The 19,499-nt window shown below is 67.7% G+C and carries 21 protein-coding genes and 1 tRNA gene; 13 read left to right on the top strand and 9 right to left on the bottom strand.

Annotated elements, in window-relative coordinates; translation table 11 throughout:
• Positions 1-80: 80 nt before the first annotated feature.
• Positions 81-431 carry a c-type cytochrome gene (locus tag HUW53_RS16825; protein WP_237346923.1) on the bottom strand — a complete coding sequence of 117 codons (351 nt, stop codon included), beginning with the start codon at positions 429-431 and terminating at the stop codon, positions 81-83.
• Between the two features lie 46 nt (positions 432-477).
• On the bottom strand, positions 478-1,527 hold the full coding sequence (locus tag HUW53_RS16820; protein WP_237346922.1) for a hypothetical protein: 1,050 nt from the start codon (positions 1,525-1,527) through the stop codon (positions 478-480).
• A gap of 191 nt (positions 1,528-1,718) precedes the next feature.
• On the opposite strand from HUW53_RS16820, the gene HUW53_RS16815 reads away from it, so the two are divergent.
• A complete protein-coding gene (locus HUW53_RS16815) occupies positions 1,719-2,312 on the top strand; it encodes a nitroreductase family protein (protein ID WP_237346921.1) in 594 nt (197 codons plus the stop codon).
• Positions 2,313-2,319: 7 nt separating this feature from the next.
• On the opposite strand, the gene HUW53_RS16810 is transcribed toward HUW53_RS16815, so the two are convergent.
• Together HUW53_RS16810 and ygfZ are read right to left on the bottom strand one after the other, a co-directional pair.
• Positions 2,320-2,913, bottom strand: coding sequence for a DNA-3-methyladenine glycosylase I (locus HUW53_RS16810; protein WP_237346920.1), 594 nt, complete (start codon positions 2,911-2,913; stop codon positions 2,320-2,322).
• Positions 2,914-2,944: 31 nt separating this feature from the next.
• A complete protein-coding gene (gene ygfZ, locus HUW53_RS16805; protein ID WP_237346919.1) occupies positions 2,945-3,829 on the bottom strand; it encodes a CAF17-like 4Fe-4S cluster assembly/insertion protein YgfZ in 885 nt (294 codons plus the stop codon).
• Positions 3,830-3,986: 157 nt separating this feature from the next.
• On the opposite strand from ygfZ, the gene HUW53_RS16800 reads away from it, so the two are divergent.
• The 3 genes from HUW53_RS16800 (at position 3,987) to folK (ending at position 6,189) form a co-directional block, all read left to right on the top strand.
• Entirely contained in the window at positions 3,987-4,790 is an 804-nt protein-coding gene (locus HUW53_RS16800) for a bestrophin-like domain (protein WP_237346918.1), read from the top strand.
• 77 nt (positions 4,791-4,867) lie between these two features.
• Complete coding sequence (gene folP / locus HUW53_RS16795) at positions 4,868-5,704, top strand: dihydropteroate synthase (RefSeq protein ID WP_237346917.1); 837 nt, start codon at positions 4,868-4,870, stop codon at positions 5,702-5,704.
• Positions 5,701-6,189 (top strand): 2-amino-4-hydroxy-6-hydroxymethyldihydropteridine diphosphokinase, encoded by a 489-nt coding sequence (gene folK / locus HUW53_RS16790; RefSeq protein ID WP_237346916.1) that lies wholly within the window; start codon positions 5,701-5,703, stop codon positions 6,187-6,189. Before folP ends, folK begins: the two co-directional genes overlap by 4 nt.
• Positions 6,190-6,356: 167 nt before the next feature.
• Here the strand turns inward: folK and HUW53_RS16785 are convergent, their stop codons facing one another.
• A complete protein-coding gene (locus HUW53_RS16785) occupies positions 6,357-6,557 on the bottom strand; it encodes a CsbD family protein (protein WP_237346915.1) in 201 nt (66 codons plus the stop codon).
• 277 nt (positions 6,558-6,834) lie between these two features.
• Between HUW53_RS16785 and meaB the strand changes: the two genes are divergently transcribed.
• From meaB to HUW53_RS16750, 7 genes are all read left to right on the top strand, one after another.
• Positions 6,835-7,824, top strand: coding sequence for a methylmalonyl Co-A mutase-associated GTPase MeaB (gene meaB / locus HUW53_RS16780; RefSeq protein WP_237346914.1), 990 nt, complete (start codon positions 6,835-6,837; stop codon positions 7,822-7,824).
• A gap of 5 nt (positions 7,825-7,829) precedes the next feature.
• Positions 7,830-8,447: a pyroglutamyl-peptidase I family protein gene (locus HUW53_RS16775; protein ID WP_237346913.1), complete on the top strand. Its 618-nt coding sequence runs from the start codon at positions 7,830-7,832 to the stop codon at positions 8,445-8,447.
• A gap of 205 nt (positions 8,448-8,652) precedes the next feature.
• Entirely contained in the window at positions 8,653-9,579 is a 927-nt protein-coding gene (locus tag HUW53_RS16770; protein ID WP_237346912.1) for a sulfite exporter TauE/SafE family protein, read from the top strand.
• 26 nt (positions 9,580-9,605) lie between these two features.
• Positions 9,606-10,379, top strand: coding sequence for a TIGR02186 family protein (locus tag HUW53_RS16765; protein ID WP_237346911.1), 774 nt, complete (start codon positions 9,606-9,608; stop codon positions 10,377-10,379).
• A 508-nt stretch (positions 10,380-10,887) separates the two neighbouring features.
• Positions 10,888-11,670 (top strand): enoyl-CoA hydratase-related protein, encoded by a 783-nt coding sequence (locus tag HUW53_RS16760; RefSeq protein ID WP_237346910.1) that lies wholly within the window; start codon positions 10,888-10,890, stop codon positions 11,668-11,670.
• Between the two features lie 115 nt (positions 11,671-11,785).
• Positions 11,786-11,860 (top strand) — tRNA-Gln (locus HUW53_RS16755).
• A 250-nt stretch (positions 11,861-12,110) separates the two neighbouring features.
• Positions 12,111-12,830 carry a hypothetical protein gene (locus tag HUW53_RS16750; RefSeq protein ID WP_237346909.1) on the top strand — a complete coding sequence of 240 codons (720 nt, stop codon included), beginning with the start codon at positions 12,111-12,113 and terminating at the stop codon, positions 12,828-12,830.
• A gap of 30 nt (positions 12,831-12,860) precedes the next feature.
• Here the strand turns inward: HUW53_RS16750 and pap are convergent, their stop codons facing one another.
• From pap to HUW53_RS16730, 4 genes are all read right to left on the bottom strand, one after another.
• Complete coding sequence (gene pap / locus HUW53_RS16745; protein ID WP_237346908.1) at positions 12,861-14,354, bottom strand: polyphosphate:AMP phosphotransferase; 1,494 nt, start codon at positions 14,352-14,354, stop codon at positions 12,861-12,863.
• Positions 14,355-14,406: 52 nt separating this feature from the next.
• Positions 14,407-14,859 carry a MaoC family dehydratase gene (locus HUW53_RS16740; RefSeq protein WP_237346907.1) on the bottom strand — a complete coding sequence of 151 codons (453 nt, stop codon included), beginning with the start codon at positions 14,857-14,859 and terminating at the stop codon, positions 14,407-14,409.
• 157 nt (positions 14,860-15,016) lie between these two features.
• Complete coding sequence (locus tag HUW53_RS16735; protein ID WP_237346906.1) at positions 15,017-15,991, bottom strand: DnaJ C-terminal domain-containing protein; 975 nt, start codon at positions 15,989-15,991, stop codon at positions 15,017-15,019.
• A 112-nt stretch (positions 15,992-16,103) separates the two neighbouring features.
• Positions 16,104-16,520, bottom strand: coding sequence for an RT0821/Lpp0805 family surface protein (locus tag HUW53_RS16730; protein ID WP_237346905.1), 417 nt, complete (start codon positions 16,518-16,520; stop codon positions 16,104-16,106).
• Positions 16,521-16,616: 96 nt separating this feature from the next.
• On the opposite strand from HUW53_RS16730, the gene pdxH reads away from it, so the two are divergent.
• Both pdxH and HUW53_RS16720 read left to right on the top strand, forming a co-directional pair.
• Positions 16,617-17,258, top strand: a complete 642-nt coding sequence (pdxH, locus tag HUW53_RS16725; protein WP_237346904.1) for a pyridoxamine 5'-phosphate oxidase — start codon at positions 16,617-16,619, stop codon at positions 17,256-17,258.
• Positions 17,259-17,548: 290 nt separating this feature from the next.
• On the top strand, positions 17,549-19,432 hold the full coding sequence (locus HUW53_RS16720) for a diguanylate cyclase (protein WP_237346903.1): 1,884 nt from the start codon (positions 17,549-17,551) through the stop codon (positions 19,430-19,432).
• Positions 19,433-19,499: the final 67 nt, after the last annotated feature.

Below are 19,499 nucleotides of genomic sequence, written 5' to 3'. Positions count from 1 at the left end.
CCCGGATACCGGCGGCGGGCCTCTTCCGACACCGCGCCTTTTGGCCTGCATCGCGACATCCGGCTTGGTGTCGTCCCGCTTCAATCCGCGTTCCGCTCCAGGCTCTGGAGGTAGGCGGAGAGGTCGGCGGCCTGAGCCTGGGTGAGCGAGACCTCGGGCATCAGCGGATGCGGGGCCAGCAGCCGAAAGGCGATCCACTCCGCCGAAGGATCAACGGTCCGCCGGATGATGGCGCGGAAGGACGGGGCGTCGCTCTGGGCCGCGCTCTGGTCGGCGCTCACCACATGGCAGCTGGCGCACCACCGGGTGGCCAGCGCCTTGCCGGCGGCCGCATCGCCCGCCGCGGCCCAGGCCAACCCGCCATCAAGGGCGCTCCAAAAGGCGACGAACGCGAGCAGCGGGCCGAATGCGCGGCGCGGAAGAGGGATCACGGGGCTGGCCTTTCGGGTTGCGGACGGCGGGCACCGGATGATGCACTCACTGCATCATCACTTCCAGCGCCTGGTCCCTGCCGGCTTCGACCTTGAAGTCACGGCTGTAGTTGCGGCCGTCGTGGCGCCCGATCGCCGTGTAATCGCCCTCGGAGAGAATGAACAACGGGAAGGCGCCGATGGATTCCTTGATGGTATCGCCGCCGGGGGTGATGACGGTCCATTGGGTGTCGGGCTGGGCCTCGCCGCCCTTGTCCTTCACCAGCTTCAGCGTCACCTGGGCGGCGCGATGATGCATGGTGGCATCGGTGAGCTTGCCCGGCACCACGTTCACGTCGGCGCGCACGACGGCGTTGGCGTCGCCATAGGTCGAGACCACATGGTAAGTGCCCTCGGGCAGCAGGATCACCTCACCCGCCCCGGCGCCGCGATAATAGGGCTGGCTCGAGGTCCGACCCTGCAGGAACGAGCCTTCGAAGATGTCGAAGGTCAGCTTCTGCGCGGAAATGGCGCGGTTCTCCACGTCCCCCTGAAGCCGCAGCCCTCCGGCCGGCAGCGCAAATGCCTCGCGCCGGGATACGGAGCCGACCACCACCCGTTGCGCGGTCGTGGCGAGCCCATAGGTCACATGCACCACATAGCCGCCGGGGCTGAGGAAGAACACCGGCGTCGCTTCCGCGCTTTCGGCCACCAGCGGGAAGGCTCCGGTGCTTTCCGGCTGGTCGGCGAACACGCGCCACACCAGGCCGCGCTGCACCGGCGCGCCCTCCTGGCCGAAGCGGGCGAAGACACCCAGGGCCGCCTTGCCGGCCGGCGCCGATGGCAGCACCGCATGGGGCTCGCGCCCGCCCGACGACGGCGCGCTTCCGGTCCCTGGTGCCAGAACCGACGACCGCGCGCCGCCACCCGGGGGCGGCGCCGCGAACGGCCCGGCCTGAGGTGGAGCGGCTTGAGATCCCAGGAATTGCAGGCTCTGCGCCCCCGCCTCGGAGACCCAGGACACGCCGGCCACGAGCCCGAGCGCCACCAGAAGACACCGGCCGGTGAGACTGCGGCGATGGGGAAAGCGCCGGAACAGGTGAACGAAGCAGGTCATCGTCTTGAGGTGCACAAAATTCGGGGCGGTTTCAAGTCGATCGCGTGCACGAAGCCACCTGCCGCAACGGGATTCGACGCCTGCGCCAAGGGAATCCGCGGGACCTGCTTCAAACCGAGGCCGTTCCCTTTTATAGAGCCGGCCTCAGCGCGCCGGTCCCGCCCGCGCACAACCCGCGAAAGCCCTGCCCCATGCCTGACGCCATCGAGCTCCTGCGCACGCGCCGCTCCTCCCGCATCATGGACCTCCAGGAGCCAGGCCCCTCGCCCCAGGATTTGGATACCATCCTTGCGATCGCCGCCCGGGTTCCCGACCACGGCAAGCTCGCGCCCTGGCGCTTCATCGTGTTCGAGGGGGAAGGCCGGGCGCGCGCGGGGGAAGCCTTCGCCAAGGTTCTGGCCGCCAAGGCATTTGCCGCCAAGGACCTTGCCACCAAGAACCAGGACACGACCGACAAGCGCCTCGACGAGGAGCGCAAGCGCTTCCTTCGGGTGCCGCTGGTGGTGGCCGTGGTGTCGCGCGCGGCGCCCCATGTGAAGATCCCGGAATGGGAGCAGGTGATGTCCGCCGCCGCCTGCTGCCAGAACATGCTGATCGCCGCCCTCGCCCTCGGCTACGGCGCCACCTGGATCAGCGAATGGCCCACCTATGATGCCGAGGCGCGCGCCGCCCTGGGCCTTGCGGAGCATGAGCGGGTCGCCGGCTTCATCTACATGGGCACCGCCGCGCTACAGCTCGAGGACCGGCCCCGGCCCGATCTCGCCCAGATCGTCACCCGGTTCTGATCCCGGCTCAGCCGGCATGAGCGCAGTGGCAGTCGGCCAGGTGGTCGTCCACCAGGCCGCAGGCCTGCATGGCGGCATAGACGATGGTGGGGCCGCAGAATTTGAAGCCCAGGCCCTTCAGGCGCTTGGAAAGCGTGAGCGAGGCCGGGGTCTGCGCCGGCACCTGCGACAGGTGGCGCGGATGGTTCACCAGCGGCGCGCCGCCCACCGCCTCCCACATCAGGTCTGAGAAGGAGATGCCCTTTTCCTCAAGGTCGAGATAGGCGCGGGCGGACAGCACCGCGCCTTCGATCTTGGCGCGGTTGCGCACGATGGAGGCGTCCTGCATCAGCGCCTCCACCTTGGCAGCGTCATAGCGGGCGATCCGCTCCGGCTCGAACCCGTCGAAGGCGCGGCGGAAGTTGTCGCGCTTGCGCAGGATGGTGATCCAGGCGAGACCGGCCTGGAACCCGTCGAGCAGCAGCTTCTCGAACAGCGCCCGGCTGTCGCGCTCCGGCACCCCCCATTCCGTGTCGTGATAGGCGACATAGAGCGGGTCGGTGCCGCACCAGGGACACCGCAGGCGCCCGTCCGGATGCGCCATCGCTTCACGGGTTTCCATCAGCCGGCTCCGTTCATTCTTGGTGGCTGTGTCAGGTTTTGGCGCTCTTGAGCTTCTTGTCGAGCTCGCTCACCTTGCGCTCCCATTCCAGCGGGAATTCCGCCCAGTCGGGGGCCTTGAGCTCCACTTCCATGCCGGCCACCATGAGCGGAATGCCCTCCGCGCGGGCGTCGGTGGCGCGGTCGAGGCGCACGGTTGCGATGGCTTTGCCGCCGGCGACCGAGGACAGGCGGCCGACGCTCTTGTCTCCGGCCATGATCTCGGCCCCTTCGGCCGCCGGGCCGGGCAGCAGCGCCTCCACCAGGCGGTTGCGGGCGGTGGTGCGGTGCTCCATGCGGCTCACCACCTCCTGGCCCACATAGCAGCCCTTCTTGAAGTCCACGCCGCCGAGCTGGTCCATGTCGGCCTCGTGGGGGAACGTCTCGCCATAGGGGAAATCCGCGCCGCCCTTGGGGATGCCGAGGCCGATCCGGTGCGCCTCATAGGCGGCGAGGTCCGCCGACAGGCCGTCGGCCGCCGCCTTGGGCAGCACCACGCGCTGCCCCAGCGCCGCGAGCCGCGGATCGGGAAACGCGCGCCCCTCGGCCACCGTACCGGCGTCACCGAAAGCGGCGGCGACCGCGCGGTCGTCCGCCTTCTCGAATGCCACTTTCGCCCGCAGGCGGTGGAAGGTAAGACGTTTCAACAGGTCGTCCGCCCGCTCGGCGGGGACATCGAAGAGGTAGCCCTCCTCCCCCTCGCGATAGAGCAGGAAATCGGAGAGAATCTTGCCTTGCGGGAACAGCAGCGCGCCATAGCGCGCATCGCCCACCGCCATGGTGGCGACGTTGCAGGTAATGACACCGTGCAGGAACTTTGCGGCCTCGGGGCCGGATGCACGAATGAGGGCACGATCGATCAAATGAACGACGGGCATGGAACCGTCCTTTCTGAAGCAATGGACAAGATGTAAGCCCAGTGCCGCCGGCCCTCAAGGGCGCGCGCCATTCCGGCGCAGTTGCGGCCCGCGTGCGGCGCGGGCACTTTCGCCAGACACGATCGGGCGGCCGGGAACTGGGGATGGGGCACGAATCATGACGTCCTGGATGGTGGCGCCGCTGGCCTTCGCCGCGATGATGACGGGCGCCTTCCTGGCCATGGCCATCGCCCGCTGGTCGCCGCCCGACTTCCTCTCCGACGACACCCGTTTCACCATGAAGGTCACGGTCGGCCTCACCGCCGCCGTCACCTCGCTGATCCTTGGCCTGATGACCACCTCCATGCGCTACAGCTATGCCGGCGCGCAGGAGGATGTGCAGCAATATGCGGTGGCGATCCTGACCACCGACGTGGAGCTGCGGCACTTCGGAGCACAAGCCTGCCCGGCGCGCCAGGAACTGGCCACCTATGTGCGCCTCATCCTCGACGAAACCTGGAGTGGGCACCAGACGCAGCGGCACCCGCAGTTCGAGACCAGTTCCGCCAACCTGCTGCTGCGCCTCGACGACGCGATCCGCGCCCTGCCGCCCGGCACCGACGACCAGAAGATGAACCGGAACAATGCCATCGACGGCATGAAGATGCTGCTGACGCACCGCTGGCGGCTCACCACCGATGCCGAGAGCCGCGTGCCCACCATTTTCATCATGGTGGTCATGGGGTGGCTCACCTTGATCTTCGCCGGCTTCGGCTGGTTCGCGCCGCGCAATCCGCCGGGCCTCGCGGCGCTGGCCTTCTGCGGCCTTTCCATCGCCGCCGCCTTGTTCCTGGTGGTGGAGATGGGCGAGCCCTTCAGCGGCCCCATGCGCATCGCGCCGACACCCCTCCTCGATGCCCTGCACGCCATCCGAACACACCCCTGCGAGGGGCCGAATGCACCGCACGCGACCGGTAATTGACCGGGGCGCCCGCCTTCCGGCTTGCCACGCGGGCGCCCAGGGGCTTGAGTGAGCCGATCCCACCTCACGCACCCGCCATGGCCCAGATTCCTCCCCGCACCCTTCAAGCCCGCGACCGCGCCCTCCCGCTCGGTCCGCGCACCCTCGTCATGGGCATCCTCAATGTGACGCCCGATTCGTTTTCCGACGGCGGCCGCAGCGCCCGTCCCGACGATGCCCTCGCCAACGCCCGCCGGCTGGTGGCGGAGGGCGCGGACATCCTGGACGTGGGCGGTGAATCCACCCGTCCCGGACACACGCCGGTACCGGCGGAGGAAGAGTGGGCGCGCCTCGCGCCCGTGCTCGCCGCGCTGGCCGGCGAGATCATCGTCCCCGTCTCCGTGGACACCTACAAGGCCGAGGTGGCCGAAAAGGCGCTCAAGGCCGGCGCCCACATCGTCAACGACGTGTGGGGCTTCGCCCATGACCCCGACATGGCGCGCGTGGTGGCCGATCACGACGCGGCGGTCGTGGTGATGCACAATCGCGCCGAGGTGGATGGGAGCCTCGACATCGTCGCGGACATGCTCGCCTTTTTCGAGAGCGCGCTGGAAAAGGCGGAGCGGGCGGGGGTGCGGCGCGACAAGATCGTGCTCGACCCCGGCATCGGCTTCGGCAAGACCTTTCCACAGAACCTTTCCGCCATCCGCCGGCTCGGCGAACTGCGCGTGCTCGGCCTGCCGCTGCTGCTCGGCACCTCGCGCAAGTCGCTGATCGGCAAGGTGATCGAAACCACGCCGGCGGAGCGCCTGCCGGGCACCATCGCGTCGAACGTCATCGGCATCATGGCGGGGGTGGAGATCATCCGCGTGCACGACGTGGCCGCCCTGATCCAGGCGGCGCGCGTGGCGGAAGCCATCCGGGACGCGTCATGAGCGTCGAGACCGCCTACCTGTGCCTCGGCTCCAACGTGGGCGACCGGGAGGGGACGCTCGGCCTCGCGCGCGGCGTTCTTGCGCGGGCGGGGCTGACCCTGCGCGCGCGCTCGGCCCTTTATGAAACGCCACCCTGGGGACCGATCCCGCAGGGCCCCTATCTCAACCAGGTGGTGGAGGTGGAAAGCCCGGTGGGCGCCCACAGCCTCCTGTTCCTCGGCCTCCTGGTGGAACGGATGCTGGGGCGGGACCGCAGCCGCGAGGTGCGCTTCGGACCGCGCCGCATCGACATCGACATCCTGCTCTACGGCCACCAAAAGGTCGCGGAGCCGGATCTTGAGATCCCCCATCCCCGGCTGCTGGAGCGCGCCTTCGCCCTGGTGCCGCTGGTGGAGATCGCGCCTGGCATCGTCATCGACGGCGTGCGGGCAGCCGACGCCCTGGCCAAGCTTGATTCCGGCGGCATCCTGGCGGTCCCCGGCTAGAGCGTTTTATCGCAATTTCAGACGCAAAACCGCTGCACACTTTTGCTGAAATTGTTCGAGACGCCGTCTGTCGCCGGTCACGAACGCCCCGGTCGCGGCCGAACGCAAAAAAGCCCCGCGCCGACGCGCGACGCGGGGGTCGGAGGCTCAAGAATGGGCGTGAGCGGCTAATTGAGGGTGCTGGTGAAGGTGTCCACCTGCCGCTTCACCTCATCCTTGGCGAGGCCATAGCGTTCCTGGATCTTGCCTTCGAGCACCTCGCGCCGGCCCGAGATCTCGGTAAGATCGTCGTCGGTGAGCTTGCCCCACTGGGCCTTCACATTGCCGGTCATCTGCTTCCAGTTGCCCTCGATGCGATCCCAATTCATCGGCTGACCTCCACGGTTCGGGAAGCCGCCCGCTCCACGCGGCCGGTCTTCCCCCTGCTGATGCGTGGCCCGAGCGGTGCGATCAAACATCACGAGCGGCACCGCCGGTTCGCGTCGCACCCCGGCCCCGCAGGCCATCCCGTCCCCTTGGGCATTGTCTGCCGGGACCGGATTCGAAGTGGAAATTTGGCTGGACAACGCTGGCCGCGCGTGACGAGTTCCCCCGCGGTGCGAAAATGGAGCCGGCCAAGGCTGGTCGCATGGAGGACGAAGGACGATGACGGGAGCCCGACAGGTGGACGATGCCCAGCTCGCCGAGGCGGTTGTGAGGGGCGAGCGTGCCGCGCTGGCGCGGGCCATCACCCTTGTCGAATCCCGGCGCGGCGACCACCGCGCCCGCGCCCAGGCCCTGCTCCAATCCCTGCTGCCGCGCACGGGCGGCGCCTTTCGGGTCGGCATCACCGGCGTTCCGGGGGTCGGCAAGTCCACCACCATTGACGCTCTCGGCACCTACCTCACGGGCCTCGGCCACAAGGTGGCGGTGCTGGCGGTGGACCCGTCCTCCAGCCGTACCGGCGGTTCCATCCTGGGCGACAAGACCCGCATGGCACGGCTCGCCGTGGACGAGCGTGCCTTCATCCGCCCCTCCCCGTCGAGCGGCACGCTCGGCGGCATCGCCGCGAAAACGCGCGAAACCATGCTGCTGTGCGAGGCCGCCGGCTTCGATGTGGTGCTGGTGGAGACGGTGGGCGTCGGGCAATCGGAAACGGCGGTGGCCGACCTCACCGATACCTTCCTGGTGCTGATGCTGCCGGGCGCCGGCGACGAGCTTCAGGGCATCAAGAAGGGGGTGCTGGAACTCGCCGACATCGTGGCCGTGAACAAGGCCGACGGCGACAACATCCCCCGCGCCCGCGCCGCCGCCAGCGAATACCGCACCGCCCTCCATCTGCTCGGCGCGCGGCAGGCCCATTGGTCGCCGCCCGTGCTCACCTATTCGGCCCTGACCGGAGACGGCATCGCGGAGGTGTGGGCGCAGGTGGTGCTGCACCGACAGAAATGCGAGGCGGCGGGCGCCTTCGCCACCACCCGGCAGGCCCAGCAGGTGCGCTGGATGTGGACCTTGCTCAATGAACGGCTGGCCGAGAAGGTGGCATCCGATCCGGGCGTGAAGGCGCGCCTGCCCACCCTGGAAAAGGAAGTCGCGGCGGGTACGCTCGCCCCCGCCCTGGCGGCGGCGGAGATCGCCCATCTCATCGGCCTATAGACGCTATGGCGCCCCGCACACGCATCCTGGTGTGCGCCTTCGGACCCTTCCCCGGCGTGCCGGTGAACCCGTCCGCACGGCTTGCCCAGGTGCTCGGGCGCACCCGACGACCCGCCCTTGGGGCCATTGATCTCATCGTGGAGATCCTCCCCACCCGCTGGGACGCCCTCGGCCGGCTGGTGGTGCTGCTGGAGCGCCACGCGCCGGATGCGGTCCTGCTCCTGGGCGTCGCGCCACGCCGTAGCGTGCTGTGCGTGGAGACACGCGCCGTCAACGCGGCCGCCGACCGGCCCGATGTGGCCTACCGGCACCCCCGCGCACGGCGCATTGATCCCGATGCGCCCGCGAACCTGCGCACAACCGCCCGGATCGCTCCCCTGGTCGCGGCGGCCCGTGCCGCCGGCGCGGCCGCGCGCTCGTCGCGCGATGCCGGCCGATACCTGTGCAACGCCAGCTATTTCCAAGCCCTCGCCTGGGCCGCCGCACATCCGGCAAAGCCCCCTCCGGTCGTCTTCGTGCATGTTCCCGGACGCCAGGCACGGCCGCGACGGGAAGACCCCATCCTGGCGCGCGCTGTCGCGGCGTTGCTGGTCACCCTCCACACCCAGTCGCGCCGGCCCTGAGGCCACCCGAGAGCCCCCGGCAAAGCCAGAATTTCCCTGGATAATCCAGAATATGCGACCACTGAATCGGTCTTTGAACTCAGCTAGCGACCGATCTGTGCGCTTTTTGCCGCTCCCGGCGCCGAATACGGGCCGCGGGTCTTCTCAGGCCTACCCCGATGGCGTAAAGCCGCGCCATCTGCCGTGACCCGAAACGGACGATCCCGTGACCATTTATCTGCCGATTGCCGAACTGCCGGTGGTCATTTTCACCGTCTTCGCCATGGGGCTCGCGGTCGGCTTCATCTCGGGCATGTTCGGCGTCGGCGGTGGGTTCCTCATGACGCCGCTGCTCATTTTCACCGGCGTGCCGGCGGCGGTGGCGGTCGCGAGCGTGTCGCCCTACATGGCGGCTTCGTCCTTCTCGGGCGCCCTGTCTTATCTGCGCAAGGGCATGGTGGACCTGCCCCTGGCGGGCGTCCTGCTCATCGGCGGCCTCATCGGCACGGCGGCGGGTGTGGCGCTGTTCCTGTGGCTGCGCGTGATCGGACAGGTGGACCTGTTCATCCGCATTGCCTACACGCTGCTGCTCGGGGCCATCGGCATCATGATGCTGGTGGAGAGCGCGCGGGCCATCCGGCGCAGCCGCCGGGGGAAGGCGCCCCACGTGCGGCGGCCGGGCACCCACGCCTGGTTCATGCGCCTGCCACTCAAGATGCGCTTTCGCCGCTCGCGGATCTATGTCTCGGCGGTTCCGGTGGTGGCCATCGGCTTCGTCATCGGCCTGCTCGGGGCGGTGCTGGGCGTGGGCGGCGGCTTCATCCTGGTGCCGGCGCTCATCTACCTGCTGCGCGTCCCGACCACCACGTCGGTCGGCACCTCCCTGGTGCTCACCCTGGTCACCATGGCCGCCGCCACCGTGCTCCATGCCGAGGCCAACGGCACGGTGGATGCCGTGCTCGCCTTCGTGCTGATGATCGGCGGCACCATGGGGGCGCAGTTCGGAGCCCGCACCGGCCAGACCATGCGTCCGGAAAACCTGCGCTTCCTGCTTGGCCTGCTGGTGCTGTCGGTGGGGATCAGGGTCGCGGTGGATCTGGTGCGCACGCCGGCTGAACTCTATGTGCTCCATCCGATCGAGGTGCGCCGATGAGCCGCCGCGGCGTCCGGCTCCGCCCCATGGCGAGCGCCGCCGCAGTGGCGCTCGCTTGCGCGTTCGCCCCCGATCCGGCCGCCGCCCAGGCAACGTCGGCGGATCGGCTGGTGATTAGCGTGTCGCAACCTCAGGTGAGCATCACCTCCACCTTTACCGGTGCCGAGCTGGTGGTGTTCGGGGTTGCGGAAACCATCGCCTCGGATACCACTCCCGATGTCGTGGTCACGGTGCGCGGGCCGAAGCAGAGCTTCGTCACATGGCGCAAATCGCGCCTGTTCGGCCTGTGGGTGAACACCGACAGCCGCACCTTCATCGACGTGCCGGCGTTTCTCAGCGTACAATCGAACCGTCCACCGGACGAGATGGCCCCGCCCGCGGTACTACGCGACGGACAGATCGGCCTCTCCCGCAACGCGCTGACCCAATTGGTGGGCACGGATTATGCGGACGTGGTGCCCACCGACCCGTTTCGCCAAGCCTTTCTGCGGACCCAGCAGGCGGCGAATCTGTATCAAGAAGACAGCCACGGCGTGACCTTCCTCGCGCCCCGGGTGTTCCGCGCCAATTTCACCATTCCCGGCCAGGCACCCATCGGGCGATACGATGTCGCCATCCAGCTCTTGCGTGATGGGAAGATCACGGCCCGCGCCGTGCAGCACTTCGAGGTCAATCGGAGTGGATTCGAGCAGGACGTGGCAACCTTTTCACAAACTGAAGGTACATTATACGGAATCACAGTGGCAATTGGCAGCCTGATCGTTGGGTTCATTGGAAATTTTCTCTTTCGAAAAGAATAATTCCAAAGGCCATAAAAACTCACCCATATCGCCACGTCAGCACAGCGCCGTGCGTTCCACGATGTTCGCATGGAGATACCTAGAGACAATTCGGCATTGCTCCGATCTTTTTGCTTGAAGTTCAAGGCGGAGCGCGTCAAAGAAGCGCCGATCGTCTACTCAACGGCCATTCAGGCTCTGTTGGCTTCGGGTGCCAAGCCCTGACCGGCGCCCGTCGGGGCGGGGCGATGCCACAAGCATCGCCCCGTTTCCCTTGGCCGATTTCCTTTGGCCAGCACCGCCCCAACGGCAACCGCCCGGCGTTCGCCCCATCGCCCCCCCGCCATTTTTGTGGACGCGAACCCTGGGAACGGCGCGGCGCGCATTTTCGCGTTTCAATATCCGTTGGAAATGTTCTAACTGCTTGTGTTTTCGCAGTTCCGGACGCAAAACCACTTCGCACTTTTGCTGAAACTGCTCTAGAGGCCATGCTCCGAGCATCCGCTTGCGCTGGCACAGGAGGCCGAAGTTGGCTGGCAGCATCGCCATCACCGTGGCAGACGGCATCGCCCGTCTCGTCCTGTCGAATCCCGAGCGGCGCAACGCCATTTCGAGCGGAATGTGGCAGGCGCTCGCCAGCTTCGCCGCTGAAGCGGCCCATCGCCACGACATCCGGGTCGCCATCCTGCGGGGCGAGGGCGCGCTCGCCTTTTCCGGCGGCGCCGATATCTCGGATTTCGATGCCGCGCGATCCGACGCCTCGGGCGCGCAGAGCTATGACGACATCGTGGAACACGCCTGCGCCGCCATCGAGGGCCTGCCCTTCCCGGTTCTGGCGGTGATCCACGGCGCCTGCGTCGGGGCGGGGGCGGCGCTGGCGTCGAGCTGCGATCTGCGGATCGCCGCCGACACCGCATTCTTCGCCATTCCCGCGGCGCGCTTGGGCCTGGGCTATGATCCGCGCGGCCTGCCGCGTCTCCTGCGGGTTTTCGGCAGCCAAGGCGCCCGGCAGCTGTTCTTCACAGCCGATCGCCTCGCCGCCGGACGCGCCCATGAGATCGGCGCCATCGACATGCTCGCGACGCCCGAGGAGGTGGATGCTGTGGCCGATCGCCTCGCCCTGCGCATGGCCGAAAACGCGCCCCTGACCTTGAAGGCGGCGAAGCTCTCCATTCGCGCCGCCGAGGGGCCGCACGGCCCCCTTCTGGCGGAGGCCAAGCGCGCGACCAGCGCCGCCAATGCCAGCGCGGACTATCGCGAGGGACGCCTCGCCTTCGCCGAAAAGCGCAACCCGCGTTTTACCGGCGCGTGAGGCTGGCCGCCTCCCATCCGCCGGAGAGCCCAGCGGGAGGCACCAGGCTTTGGATATGTCGCACGCGACGTTGGACATGCCGCAAACGGGGCGATAATGTCCGCGCCGCTGCTCTTGGGGCGTAGCCAAGAGGTAAGGCAGCGGATTTTGATTCCGCCATTCCCTGGTTCGAATCCAGGCGCCCCAGCCATCCTGAGTTTCAGGCCTGTCCCGCCAGCGTCTTGCACGGGAGCGGCAAAACGCCGGTGGTCGGCCGACCGATTCGATTGGGCAAGGCGCCCATCATCTCGGCGTCGCGCGGTCCTTGCGCTCCCTCGTCTCCTGCGTCCGCGCTCCCCGCGTCATGCGCCGCTTTTTGGCCGCGCTGCCGATTTCACCTTCCCGCACGCCCGCGCGCGACCGTAACCTCCCGCCGCTGCATCCCCAGGGAGGAACCTCTGATGACCATCCGTTCGTCGCTGCTGGCGCTTGCCGTCTTGGGCGGGTCCATGGGTTTGGCCTGCGGACCGACGTTCGCGGACGAGCCTTCCGCCAACACCCGGATCACCGGAGATATCCGCAATGCGCGCTATTGCGAGATCATCCCGCTCAGCCTCACCACCCAGGGCTTGAAGGCCACGGTCTACAACACGCTCGGACACGACGATTGTCCGCAAGCCCAGTGGGCGGCATTGAGCGAAGCTGAACTGCGCCGACATTTTGAGGTGCTCGACATCCTCAAGAACGGCCCACGTTATTTCATCATGGACCAGATCATCGCGTCCGGCGCCACCGTAAGCGGAGAGTTGGTCACCCTGGGTGGCATCGTCCTGGAGAAGCGCGCGGAGATCTTCCCCAGCCTGCGGCAGGCCATGGAGCCGCCCTTCACCGAGCAGACCATCGATCGCGACACCACCTACCGTTTCGCCGCCGGCAAGCCCGTGTTCATCCTCACCGCGCCCGACGGCTCCGCTTATGTGATGCAGTCCTACACCTCGATGGTGGACCCGACCTTGACCTACGAGGACCTGCCGAAGCTCGCCGCGCGCCTGGCGCTGCCCGCGGGCTGGACCTACGCCATGCAAACTCCCGAAACGGATCTGATGCTGACCGCCAAGGGCAAAGCGACCGTGATCCAGGACAATCTGAAGAACACCTATCAGAAGATCGTCAAGAATTAAGGTCACCGCCCGCGGCAGGCGCCCTTCTCCTCACTCGGACAGCGCCGCCTCCAGCCGATCGGCGACCGTGCGCAGCACCTTCACCCGCGCGAAGCGCTTGTCTTCGGCCTCCACCAGGGTCCAGGGCGCGGCGCGGGTGGAGGTGCGGTCCACCATCTCCGTGACCGCAGCCTCGTAGAGCGGCCATTTCTCGCGGTTGCGCCAATCCTCGGGCGTCAGCTTGAAGCGCTTGTAGGGGATGCTTTCGCGTTGGGCGAAGCGGCGCATCTGCTCGTCCTGGCTGATGGCCAGCCAGAATTTCACCACCACATAGCCGGCCTCAGCGAGCTGCCCCTCGAAATCGTTGATTTCGCCATAGGCCCGCCCCCATTGCTCGGGCGTGACAAGCCCCTCCACCCGCTCCACCAGCACGCGCCCGTACCAGGAGCGGTCGAAGATGGCGACGCGCCCGCGCGCGGGTATATGCCGCCAGAAACGCCACAGATAGGGCCGCGCCTGCTCCTCGTCCGTGGGCGCCGCGATGGGATAGACGCGAAACCGGCGCGGATCGAGCGCACGCCGCAGCCGCATGATGGTGGAACTCTTTCCAGCGGCATCGCTGCCCTCGAAAGCCAGAATCAGCCCACGATCGTCGAATTGGGGTGCGCGCGTGGCGCGGGTGATGCGGCTTTGCTCGTGCGCGATCTGCTCTTCATAGGTGTCCTTCTCCAGCTTCTGGCTGAGATCCAGGGTGGAGAGGATGGAGAAGGTGGGCAGCGCATTGGGCACACGGGTGGGGCTGGGCGTGGGATGGACCGGGCTACCAGCGCCGTCCGCCGTCATGGCGCGCAGCTTCTCCAGGAGGACGCTGCCGATGGTGGCGTCGCGATAGGCGTCGTCTCCCGCCGGCACCACCTGCCACGGCGCGAAATCCGTGGATGTGATGCGCGCGATATCCTCGGCCGCAAGGCTGAGGCGCTGCCGCTCTTTCGCGCCGTGCAGTTCGGCCCATTCACGCACCACCGGCCGCTGATAGGCCCCCTGGGTCAACGCCTTGAGCCGCCGGTTGGCCTCCTCCGGCTCCAGGTAGAGCCAGATCTTCAGAAGGCTCACACCTTCCGCATGCAGCATCGCCTCGAACCGGCGGATGTCCTCCATGGCGCTCACGAAACCGGAACGGCCGAGCTTGCCCAGCGCCCGCTCGCACATGGGCCGGTGATACCAGGAGCCCAGCATCATCCCGATTTCGCCGAATGGCGGAAGGCCACGCCAATAGCTCCACATGGCCGGCCGGCCGGCATCGTCCCGGCACGGCGCGTCATGGGTCAGCGTTTCGAGCTTGCGGACGTCCAGCCACTCGTAGAGCCGGTTCAGGACCGCGCCCTTGCCGGCGCCGTCGGGTCCGTGAATGAGCACCAGGAGGCTGCGGCGCTTCTGATCGATGAGCTGGAACTGCACATTCAGCAGGTTTTCGCGCAGACCGGGCTCCAGCGACTTGAAGGCCGCCTTGTCCAGCCTGTGCTCCAGCTTCGCGGATTCGAACATGCCGCACCCTCCTCCCGGACCGAGGCCGCCCGCGCGCCGAAGCGCGCGGCGCTCAGGCGGAGACCACCTTCTGCGCGCCGGAGGATGGCACCTTCACCCACGCCTCCCCGTCCAGCACCACCTCGCCCTTCACGGAGCAGACGCACGACAGTCGCGCCCGGCAGCGCTCCGGCATCAATTCCACCACCTTCACCTCCACATCGACCGTATCGTCGATGCGCACCGGGGCGCGGAAATGGAGCGTCTGCGAGATATAGACCGCGCCGGGCCCCGGCAGGCGGGTGCCGAGCACCGCCGAGATGAGGCTCGCCGTATAGAGGCCGTGGGCGATGCGTCCGCCGAACGGCGTCTTCGCCGCGAAATGCTGCGACAGGTGGATCGGATTGCGATCTCCCGTCAGCTCCGCGAAGCCGACGATGTCGGAAGACGAGACGGTCTTCGACATGCGTTCGGTGCGCCCCACCGTGAGGTCTTCGAAATAAAGGTTCTGCAATTCGAGAAACATGGGCCCACCCGTGCAAGTCCGATCGGGGCGCGGACCTTAGAGCATTTCCCCACGCCAAGGAAACCGCGCGCGACCAAGAAAATGAGACAGGTTTACTGCCACACCTGCCGCGCGCGCCCCGCCGCCGGGCGGCCCCGAGGGCGCCGCCCGGCATTGCTCAGAGCGCGGTGGACCGCAGCTTCTGCATCAAGGCTTCAAGCTCGGAATCCTTCGCCTTGGGCAGAACGATGTTGATCCGCACCAGCATGTCGCCATGGCCGCCGGTGGCATTGGGCAAGCCTTTGCCCCGCAGGCGGAACACACGGCCTCCGGAGGTCCAGGCGGGAATATTGAGTTCCACCGTCCCCGAGAGGGTCGGCACGCGCACCTTCGTGCCCAGTACCGAATCTGGAAGCGACACGTCCACCGTCTGGCGCAGGTCGTCGCCTTCGCGCTCAAAGGTGGCGTGCGGCGCATAGGAGATGGTGACGAAGGCATCACCCGGCGCTCCACCCATGGCGCTGGGCTCGCCCTGCCCCTTCAGCCGCATGCGATGGCCTTCCCGGGTGCCGGCGGCGATCTTGATGTCGATCTGCTTGCCGTTGGGCAGGCCCACGCGCTTGCTGGCGCCCTGGGTGGCCTCCTCGAAGGTCACCGGCAGCGAAATCTCCATGTCTGCACCTATGGGCGGAGTGGAGCCGCCACCGGCGCCGCGGCGCTGGCGGCCGAAGCCGAACATGTCTCCCAGATCGTCGAAGCTGGAACCGCCCGGTCCGCCCGAGCCACCCCCGCCCCCACGACGCGCATTGCGCCGCGCGCCTTCCGGCCCGAATGAGAAACTCTCGAAAATCGTGTCGCCGTCGAACCCGTTAAAGCCGCCCGGACCCGCGCGCCTGCCCCCGCCGAAACCGGAAAATTCCGGAGCCCGGGGCTTGCCCTCCGCGTCGATCTCGCCACGGTCGAACTGCCCGCGCTTGGTCTTGTCCTCCAGGATTTCGTGAGCGGTATTTAGTTCCGCAAACTTGTCCTGGGCCTTGGGATCGTTGGCATTGGCGTCTGGATGCAGCTTTTTCGCCAGCCGCCGATAGGCGCGCTTGATCTCGGCTTCGTCGGCGGTCCGGGAAACGCCGAGGACGTCGTATGGATCACGCATGAAATCTCACCTCGCCGGCCAGCGCTTCAGCGGCCAGCCGCGTTCAAGATGTGGGTCCATGCAAACCAAATTGCAACACTTATGCCCCACCACCCCACGAGATTTCGTCGACCTAGGCCCGCCCGAGCACCCGGACCTGGGATAACACCGTTCCCTCGCGGCTTCGGCACGCCTCGCCGTGGATCCAGCGGTCGGCCACCTTGCCGTCAACCACGGCGATCATGAAGTCGCGGCAACCGCCGATGCGCTGCGCGCCGATAGGCGTGGCCGTGCCCCGCGCGCCGGTATCGGCATTCTCCCAAGGCACGGAAATGTCCGCATCCGCGGACACCAGCGCCTGGTCGAGCGCGAGCTTAGCCGCCAGCCAATCGGAAGCGGCGATGCCCTTGGGGGTATCGCCCAGGGGCAGCTTGAGCGCGATCGGCTTGGGCTTGATGGAGCCGGTCACCAAATCATCATCGGGCAAGGGCGCCGTGCCGCACCCCGCGCAGGCGGCCGCCGCCAGCATGAGCGCCGCGCCGAATCCCATGCGGAGGGCTTCGCGCAGGCGCGCGGCACCCCTATAAGAGGGCGTCCCACCGGTCGGCGGGGCAACCGGGATAAGGCGAGGCACGGGGGACTCCACATGACGACGAACGAGACCATGGAACCCCAGAACCCCTTAACAACTGGTGATTTTACCGAGATCGACGAACCTTTTCGCCTGTTCGGCGAATGGTTTGCCGATGCCGAGAAGAGCGAGCCGAACGATCCGAACGCGATGGCGCTGGCCACCGTGGATCCCGACGGCATGCCCGATGTGCGCATGGTGCTGCTGAAAAGCGTGGATGAGCATGGCTTCGTCTTCTTCACCAACACCCAGAGCGCAAAGGGCCGGGAATTGGCCGCGACCCCCAAGGCGGCGCTGGTGTTCCACTGGAAATCGCTGCGTCGGCAGGTCCGGGTGCGTGGTCCCGTGGAACAGGTGAGCGACGCGGAAGCCGACGCCTATTTTACCACCCGCCCCCGCCTGTCGCAGATCGGGGCCTGGGCCAGCCGTCAGTCGCAGCCGCTCGAAGGCCGATTCGCGCTTGAAACGGCGGTCGCCGCCGCCACCGCGAAATACGCCCTCGGCGCGGTGCCGCGCCCGCCCCACTGGACCGGCTTCCGGGTACAGCCGGTTCAGATCGAGTTCTGGCACGACCGCCCGTTCCGCCTCCACGACCGCGTGGTGTTCCGCCGGGCGAACGCCGGCAGTGCATGGACCAAGAGCCGCCTATTTCCCTGAAACTTTCTGGCTTTTGCCCAAGGCAAAGGGCTTTGCTTTCCGGGGGTCACATGGCAAAAATTGGCGCCACCGGGAGGCAAGTGCAGAGCCTATTATACTACCACATTCTGGAGTTTTTTCAGCGGAATCTCCGATCGGATTTCATACAGGGGCACCATGCGGCGTAATAACGCGACCGCGGTACCGGATCCGAGCACGGGGCACCGCCTGCAGACGAGCTTGCGATGCGCCCCGACGAGCCTCTCTCTTCCAGACCGGACGGCCTCCTCGCCGCCACGGCGGGAGGCTCCATGCCCGCGGACACAGAGCCGGGTGATGTCGCGCCAGCGGCGCGGCGACCCATCCGGACGACGCGCCAGGCGCTGCAGATCATCCTGTTCACGGCGTTCCAAACGTGCCTGCTGTTCACGCTCCTGTCGGTGCTGCGGCGGCTCCATCTCGACACCGCCATCTGGCCCGCCAATGCGTTGGCGGCCGGCATCTATCTCCTGCTCGTGGATGTCGCCGCCCTCTGGTGCATGGCAGGCGTACTCGCGGCGACCCTGGCCGCGCATCTGCTGCTGGGCGATTCCGGCCCCTATGCCATGGCCTGCGCGCTGGCGTCGGCGCTCAGCTTCCGCCTGATTGTCCTCGGCTGCCGCTGGGCCGACCTGCGGCCCGGTGGGCGTTTCGACGTCCGCCATGTGGTGGGCCTCGTGGCGGTGGCGTTCATCGCGGGACTTCCCGGCGCGGGGATCGGCGCGAGCGCGGTCGTGAGCGAGTTCGGCGGCCACTTCTGGTCCACCGTGCTTGGCTGGTGGCTACCGGACATGGCGAGCATTGTGCTGCTGCTGCCCCTGTTCCTGCTGTGGCCGCGGGTGGAGGACGCGCCCGAGCCGCTCGATCATGCCCTTAGAGCCGGCCATGACCGGCGCTTCGTCGCGCTGGAATACATCGTAGCGACCGCCGGGCTGGCCGGAACCGCGCTCCTGGTGGCGATGACGGGCGAGCCCCTGCTGCTCGAAATCGGCGCCTGCATCCTGCTCTGGTTCGCGTTCCGCCTGGGGCCCTTTCCCACGGCCCTGGCCGCATCCTTGTTTGCCGCCGCTGTACTGGGCCTCGCCGTCGCCGATGCGGCGCACGCCCCGACCGGAGGGCTGCGGCCTGACCTCCTGAAGGTGCAGGGGCGACTGGTGATCGCGGTCTGTCCCGCCCTCATCATTGCCGCCATCATGACCCAGCGCGAACGCCAGCAACGCGCCCTGGAGGAGGACCAGCGCCGCCTCGCCTACGCCCTGGAAGGCGCAAATGATGGCATCTGGGACCTGCACCTGCCATCGGATACCATCTTCTTCAGCGCGCGGGCCTACCGCATGCTCGGCTACAATCCCGATTCCGACGCCGGCATCCTGGTGCGCTTTCGCGAGCTGATACACCCCGACGATCTGCCCGAAGTCGAGACCGCGTTCCGCGATCATGCGATCGGCCGGCGCCGTCTCTACCAGATGGAACTGCGTGGCCGGCACCGCAGCGGCGCCTATGTCTGGCTGCTGTCGCGCGGCAAGGTGGTGGAGCATGACCCCGCGGGCCGGCCGCTGCGGGCGGTGGGAACCATCACCGACATCTCGCAGAAGAAGCACCTCGAGGCGGCTCTCGAGCACGCCGCGAGCCACGATCCCCTGACCGGGCTCGCCAATCGCGCCACCTTCGACCGCGCCCTGGAGCAGGCCGGGCGCCGCCTCGCGCGCGATCTGGCGCCGTTCGCCGTGCTGCTCATCGACGTGGACCATTTCAAGGGCGTCAACGACATGCACGGGCATATGGCCGGGGACCTGATGCTCACCACGACGGCCCGCCGCCTGCAATCAGCCCTTCGCGCCGGCGACCTTGCCGCCCGTTTTGGAGGCGACGAATTCGCCGTGGTCGCCATCGGCAAGAGCGCCGAGGAGTTCGCCAGCCTGGCGGATCGCCTCCATACCCATCTGTCGAAGCCGGTGGAGACCGAAGGCCTGGTGCTGCCCACCTCCTTCTCCATCGGCATGGCGGTGGCGAGCGTGCCGGACACGGACCCGACCTCCCTGGTGGCTGAAGCCGACGCCGCCCTGTATCTGGCGAAAAACGCCGGCCGGGGCACCTGGCGCGCCCTCGGCATGAGGGGCGCGACCCCCAGCGGCATCCCCCCGCAGTGGTCCTGACGATCCCCCTGAGCGTGGAATCAGAACCCCGATTTACGTATCGAGAACAGCGTTACCCTGCCGCCTC

Source organism: Xanthobacter agilis, from assembly GCF_021730435.1.
In the GTDB taxonomy this organism is placed as follows: Bacteria; Pseudomonadota; Alphaproteobacteria; order Rhizobiales; family Xanthobacteraceae; genus Xanthobacter; species Xanthobacter agilis.
Note: the sequence above shows the minus strand (reverse complement) of the source record. Positions and strands in the feature narration are given on the sequence as shown.

Bases quoted from the DNA above. Each gene is read 5' to 3' on its own strand.
- HUW53_RS16740 (WP_237346907.1), bottom strand. From the start codon at position 14,859: ATGTTTCTCGAATTGCAGAACCTTTATTTCGAAGACCTCACGGTGGGG.
- HUW53_RS16785 (WP_237346915.1), bottom strand. From the start codon at position 6,557: ATGAATTGGGATCGCATCGAGGGCAACTGGAAGCAGATGACCGGCAAT.
- HUW53_RS16720 (WP_237346903.1), top strand. From the start codon at position 17,549: ATGCCCGCGGACACAGAGCCGGGTGATGTCGCGCCAGCGGCGCGGCGA.
- folK (WP_237346916.1), top strand. From the start codon at position 5,701: ATGAGCGTCGAGACCGCCTACCTGTGCCTCGGCTCCAACGTGGGCGAC.
- HUW53_RS16820 (WP_237346922.1), bottom strand. From the start codon at position 1,527: ATGACCTGCTTCGTTCACCTGTTCCGGCGCTTTCCCCATCGCCGCAGT.
- HUW53_RS16750 (WP_237346909.1), top strand. From the start codon at position 12,111: ATGACCATCCGTTCGTCGCTGCTGGCGCTTGCCGTCTTGGGCGGGTCC.
- folP (WP_237346917.1), top strand. From the start codon at position 4,868: ATGGCCCAGATTCCTCCCCGCACCCTTCAAGCCCGCGACCGCGCCCTC.
- HUW53_RS16775 (WP_237346913.1), top strand. From the start codon at position 7,830: ATGGCGCCCCGCACACGCATCCTGGTGTGCGCCTTCGGACCCTTCCCC.
- HUW53_RS16735 (WP_237346906.1), bottom strand. From the start codon at position 15,991: ATGCGTGATCCATACGACGTCCTCGGCGTTTCCCGGACCGCCGACGAA.
- HUW53_RS16810 (WP_237346920.1), bottom strand. From the start codon at position 2,913: ATGGAAACCCGTGAAGCGATGGCGCATCCGGACGGGCGCCTGCGGTGT.
- pdxH (WP_237346904.1), top strand. From the start codon at position 16,617: ATGACGACGAACGAGACCATGGAACCCCAGAACCCCTTAACAACTGGT.
- HUW53_RS16730 (WP_237346905.1), bottom strand. From the start codon at position 16,520: ATGGGATTCGGCGCGGCGCTCATGCTGGCGGCGGCCGCCTGCGCGGGG.
- pap (WP_237346908.1), bottom strand. From the start codon at position 14,354: ATGTTCGAATCCGCGAAGCTGGAGCACAGGCTGGACAAGGCGGCCTTC.
- meaB (WP_237346914.1), top strand. From the start codon at position 6,835: ATGACGGGAGCCCGACAGGTGGACGATGCCCAGCTCGCCGAGGCGGTT.
- HUW53_RS16815 (WP_237346921.1), top strand. From the start codon at position 1,719: ATGCCTGACGCCATCGAGCTCCTGCGCACGCGCCGCTCCTCCCGCATC.
- HUW53_RS16800 (WP_237346918.1), top strand. From the start codon at position 3,987: ATGACGTCCTGGATGGTGGCGCCGCTGGCCTTCGCCGCGATGATGACG.
- ygfZ (WP_237346919.1), bottom strand. From the start codon at position 3,829: ATGCCCGTCGTTCATTTGATCGATCGTGCCCTCATTCGTGCATCCGGC.
- HUW53_RS16765 (WP_237346911.1), top strand. From the start codon at position 9,606: ATGGCGAGCGCCGCCGCAGTGGCGCTCGCTTGCGCGTTCGCCCCCGAT.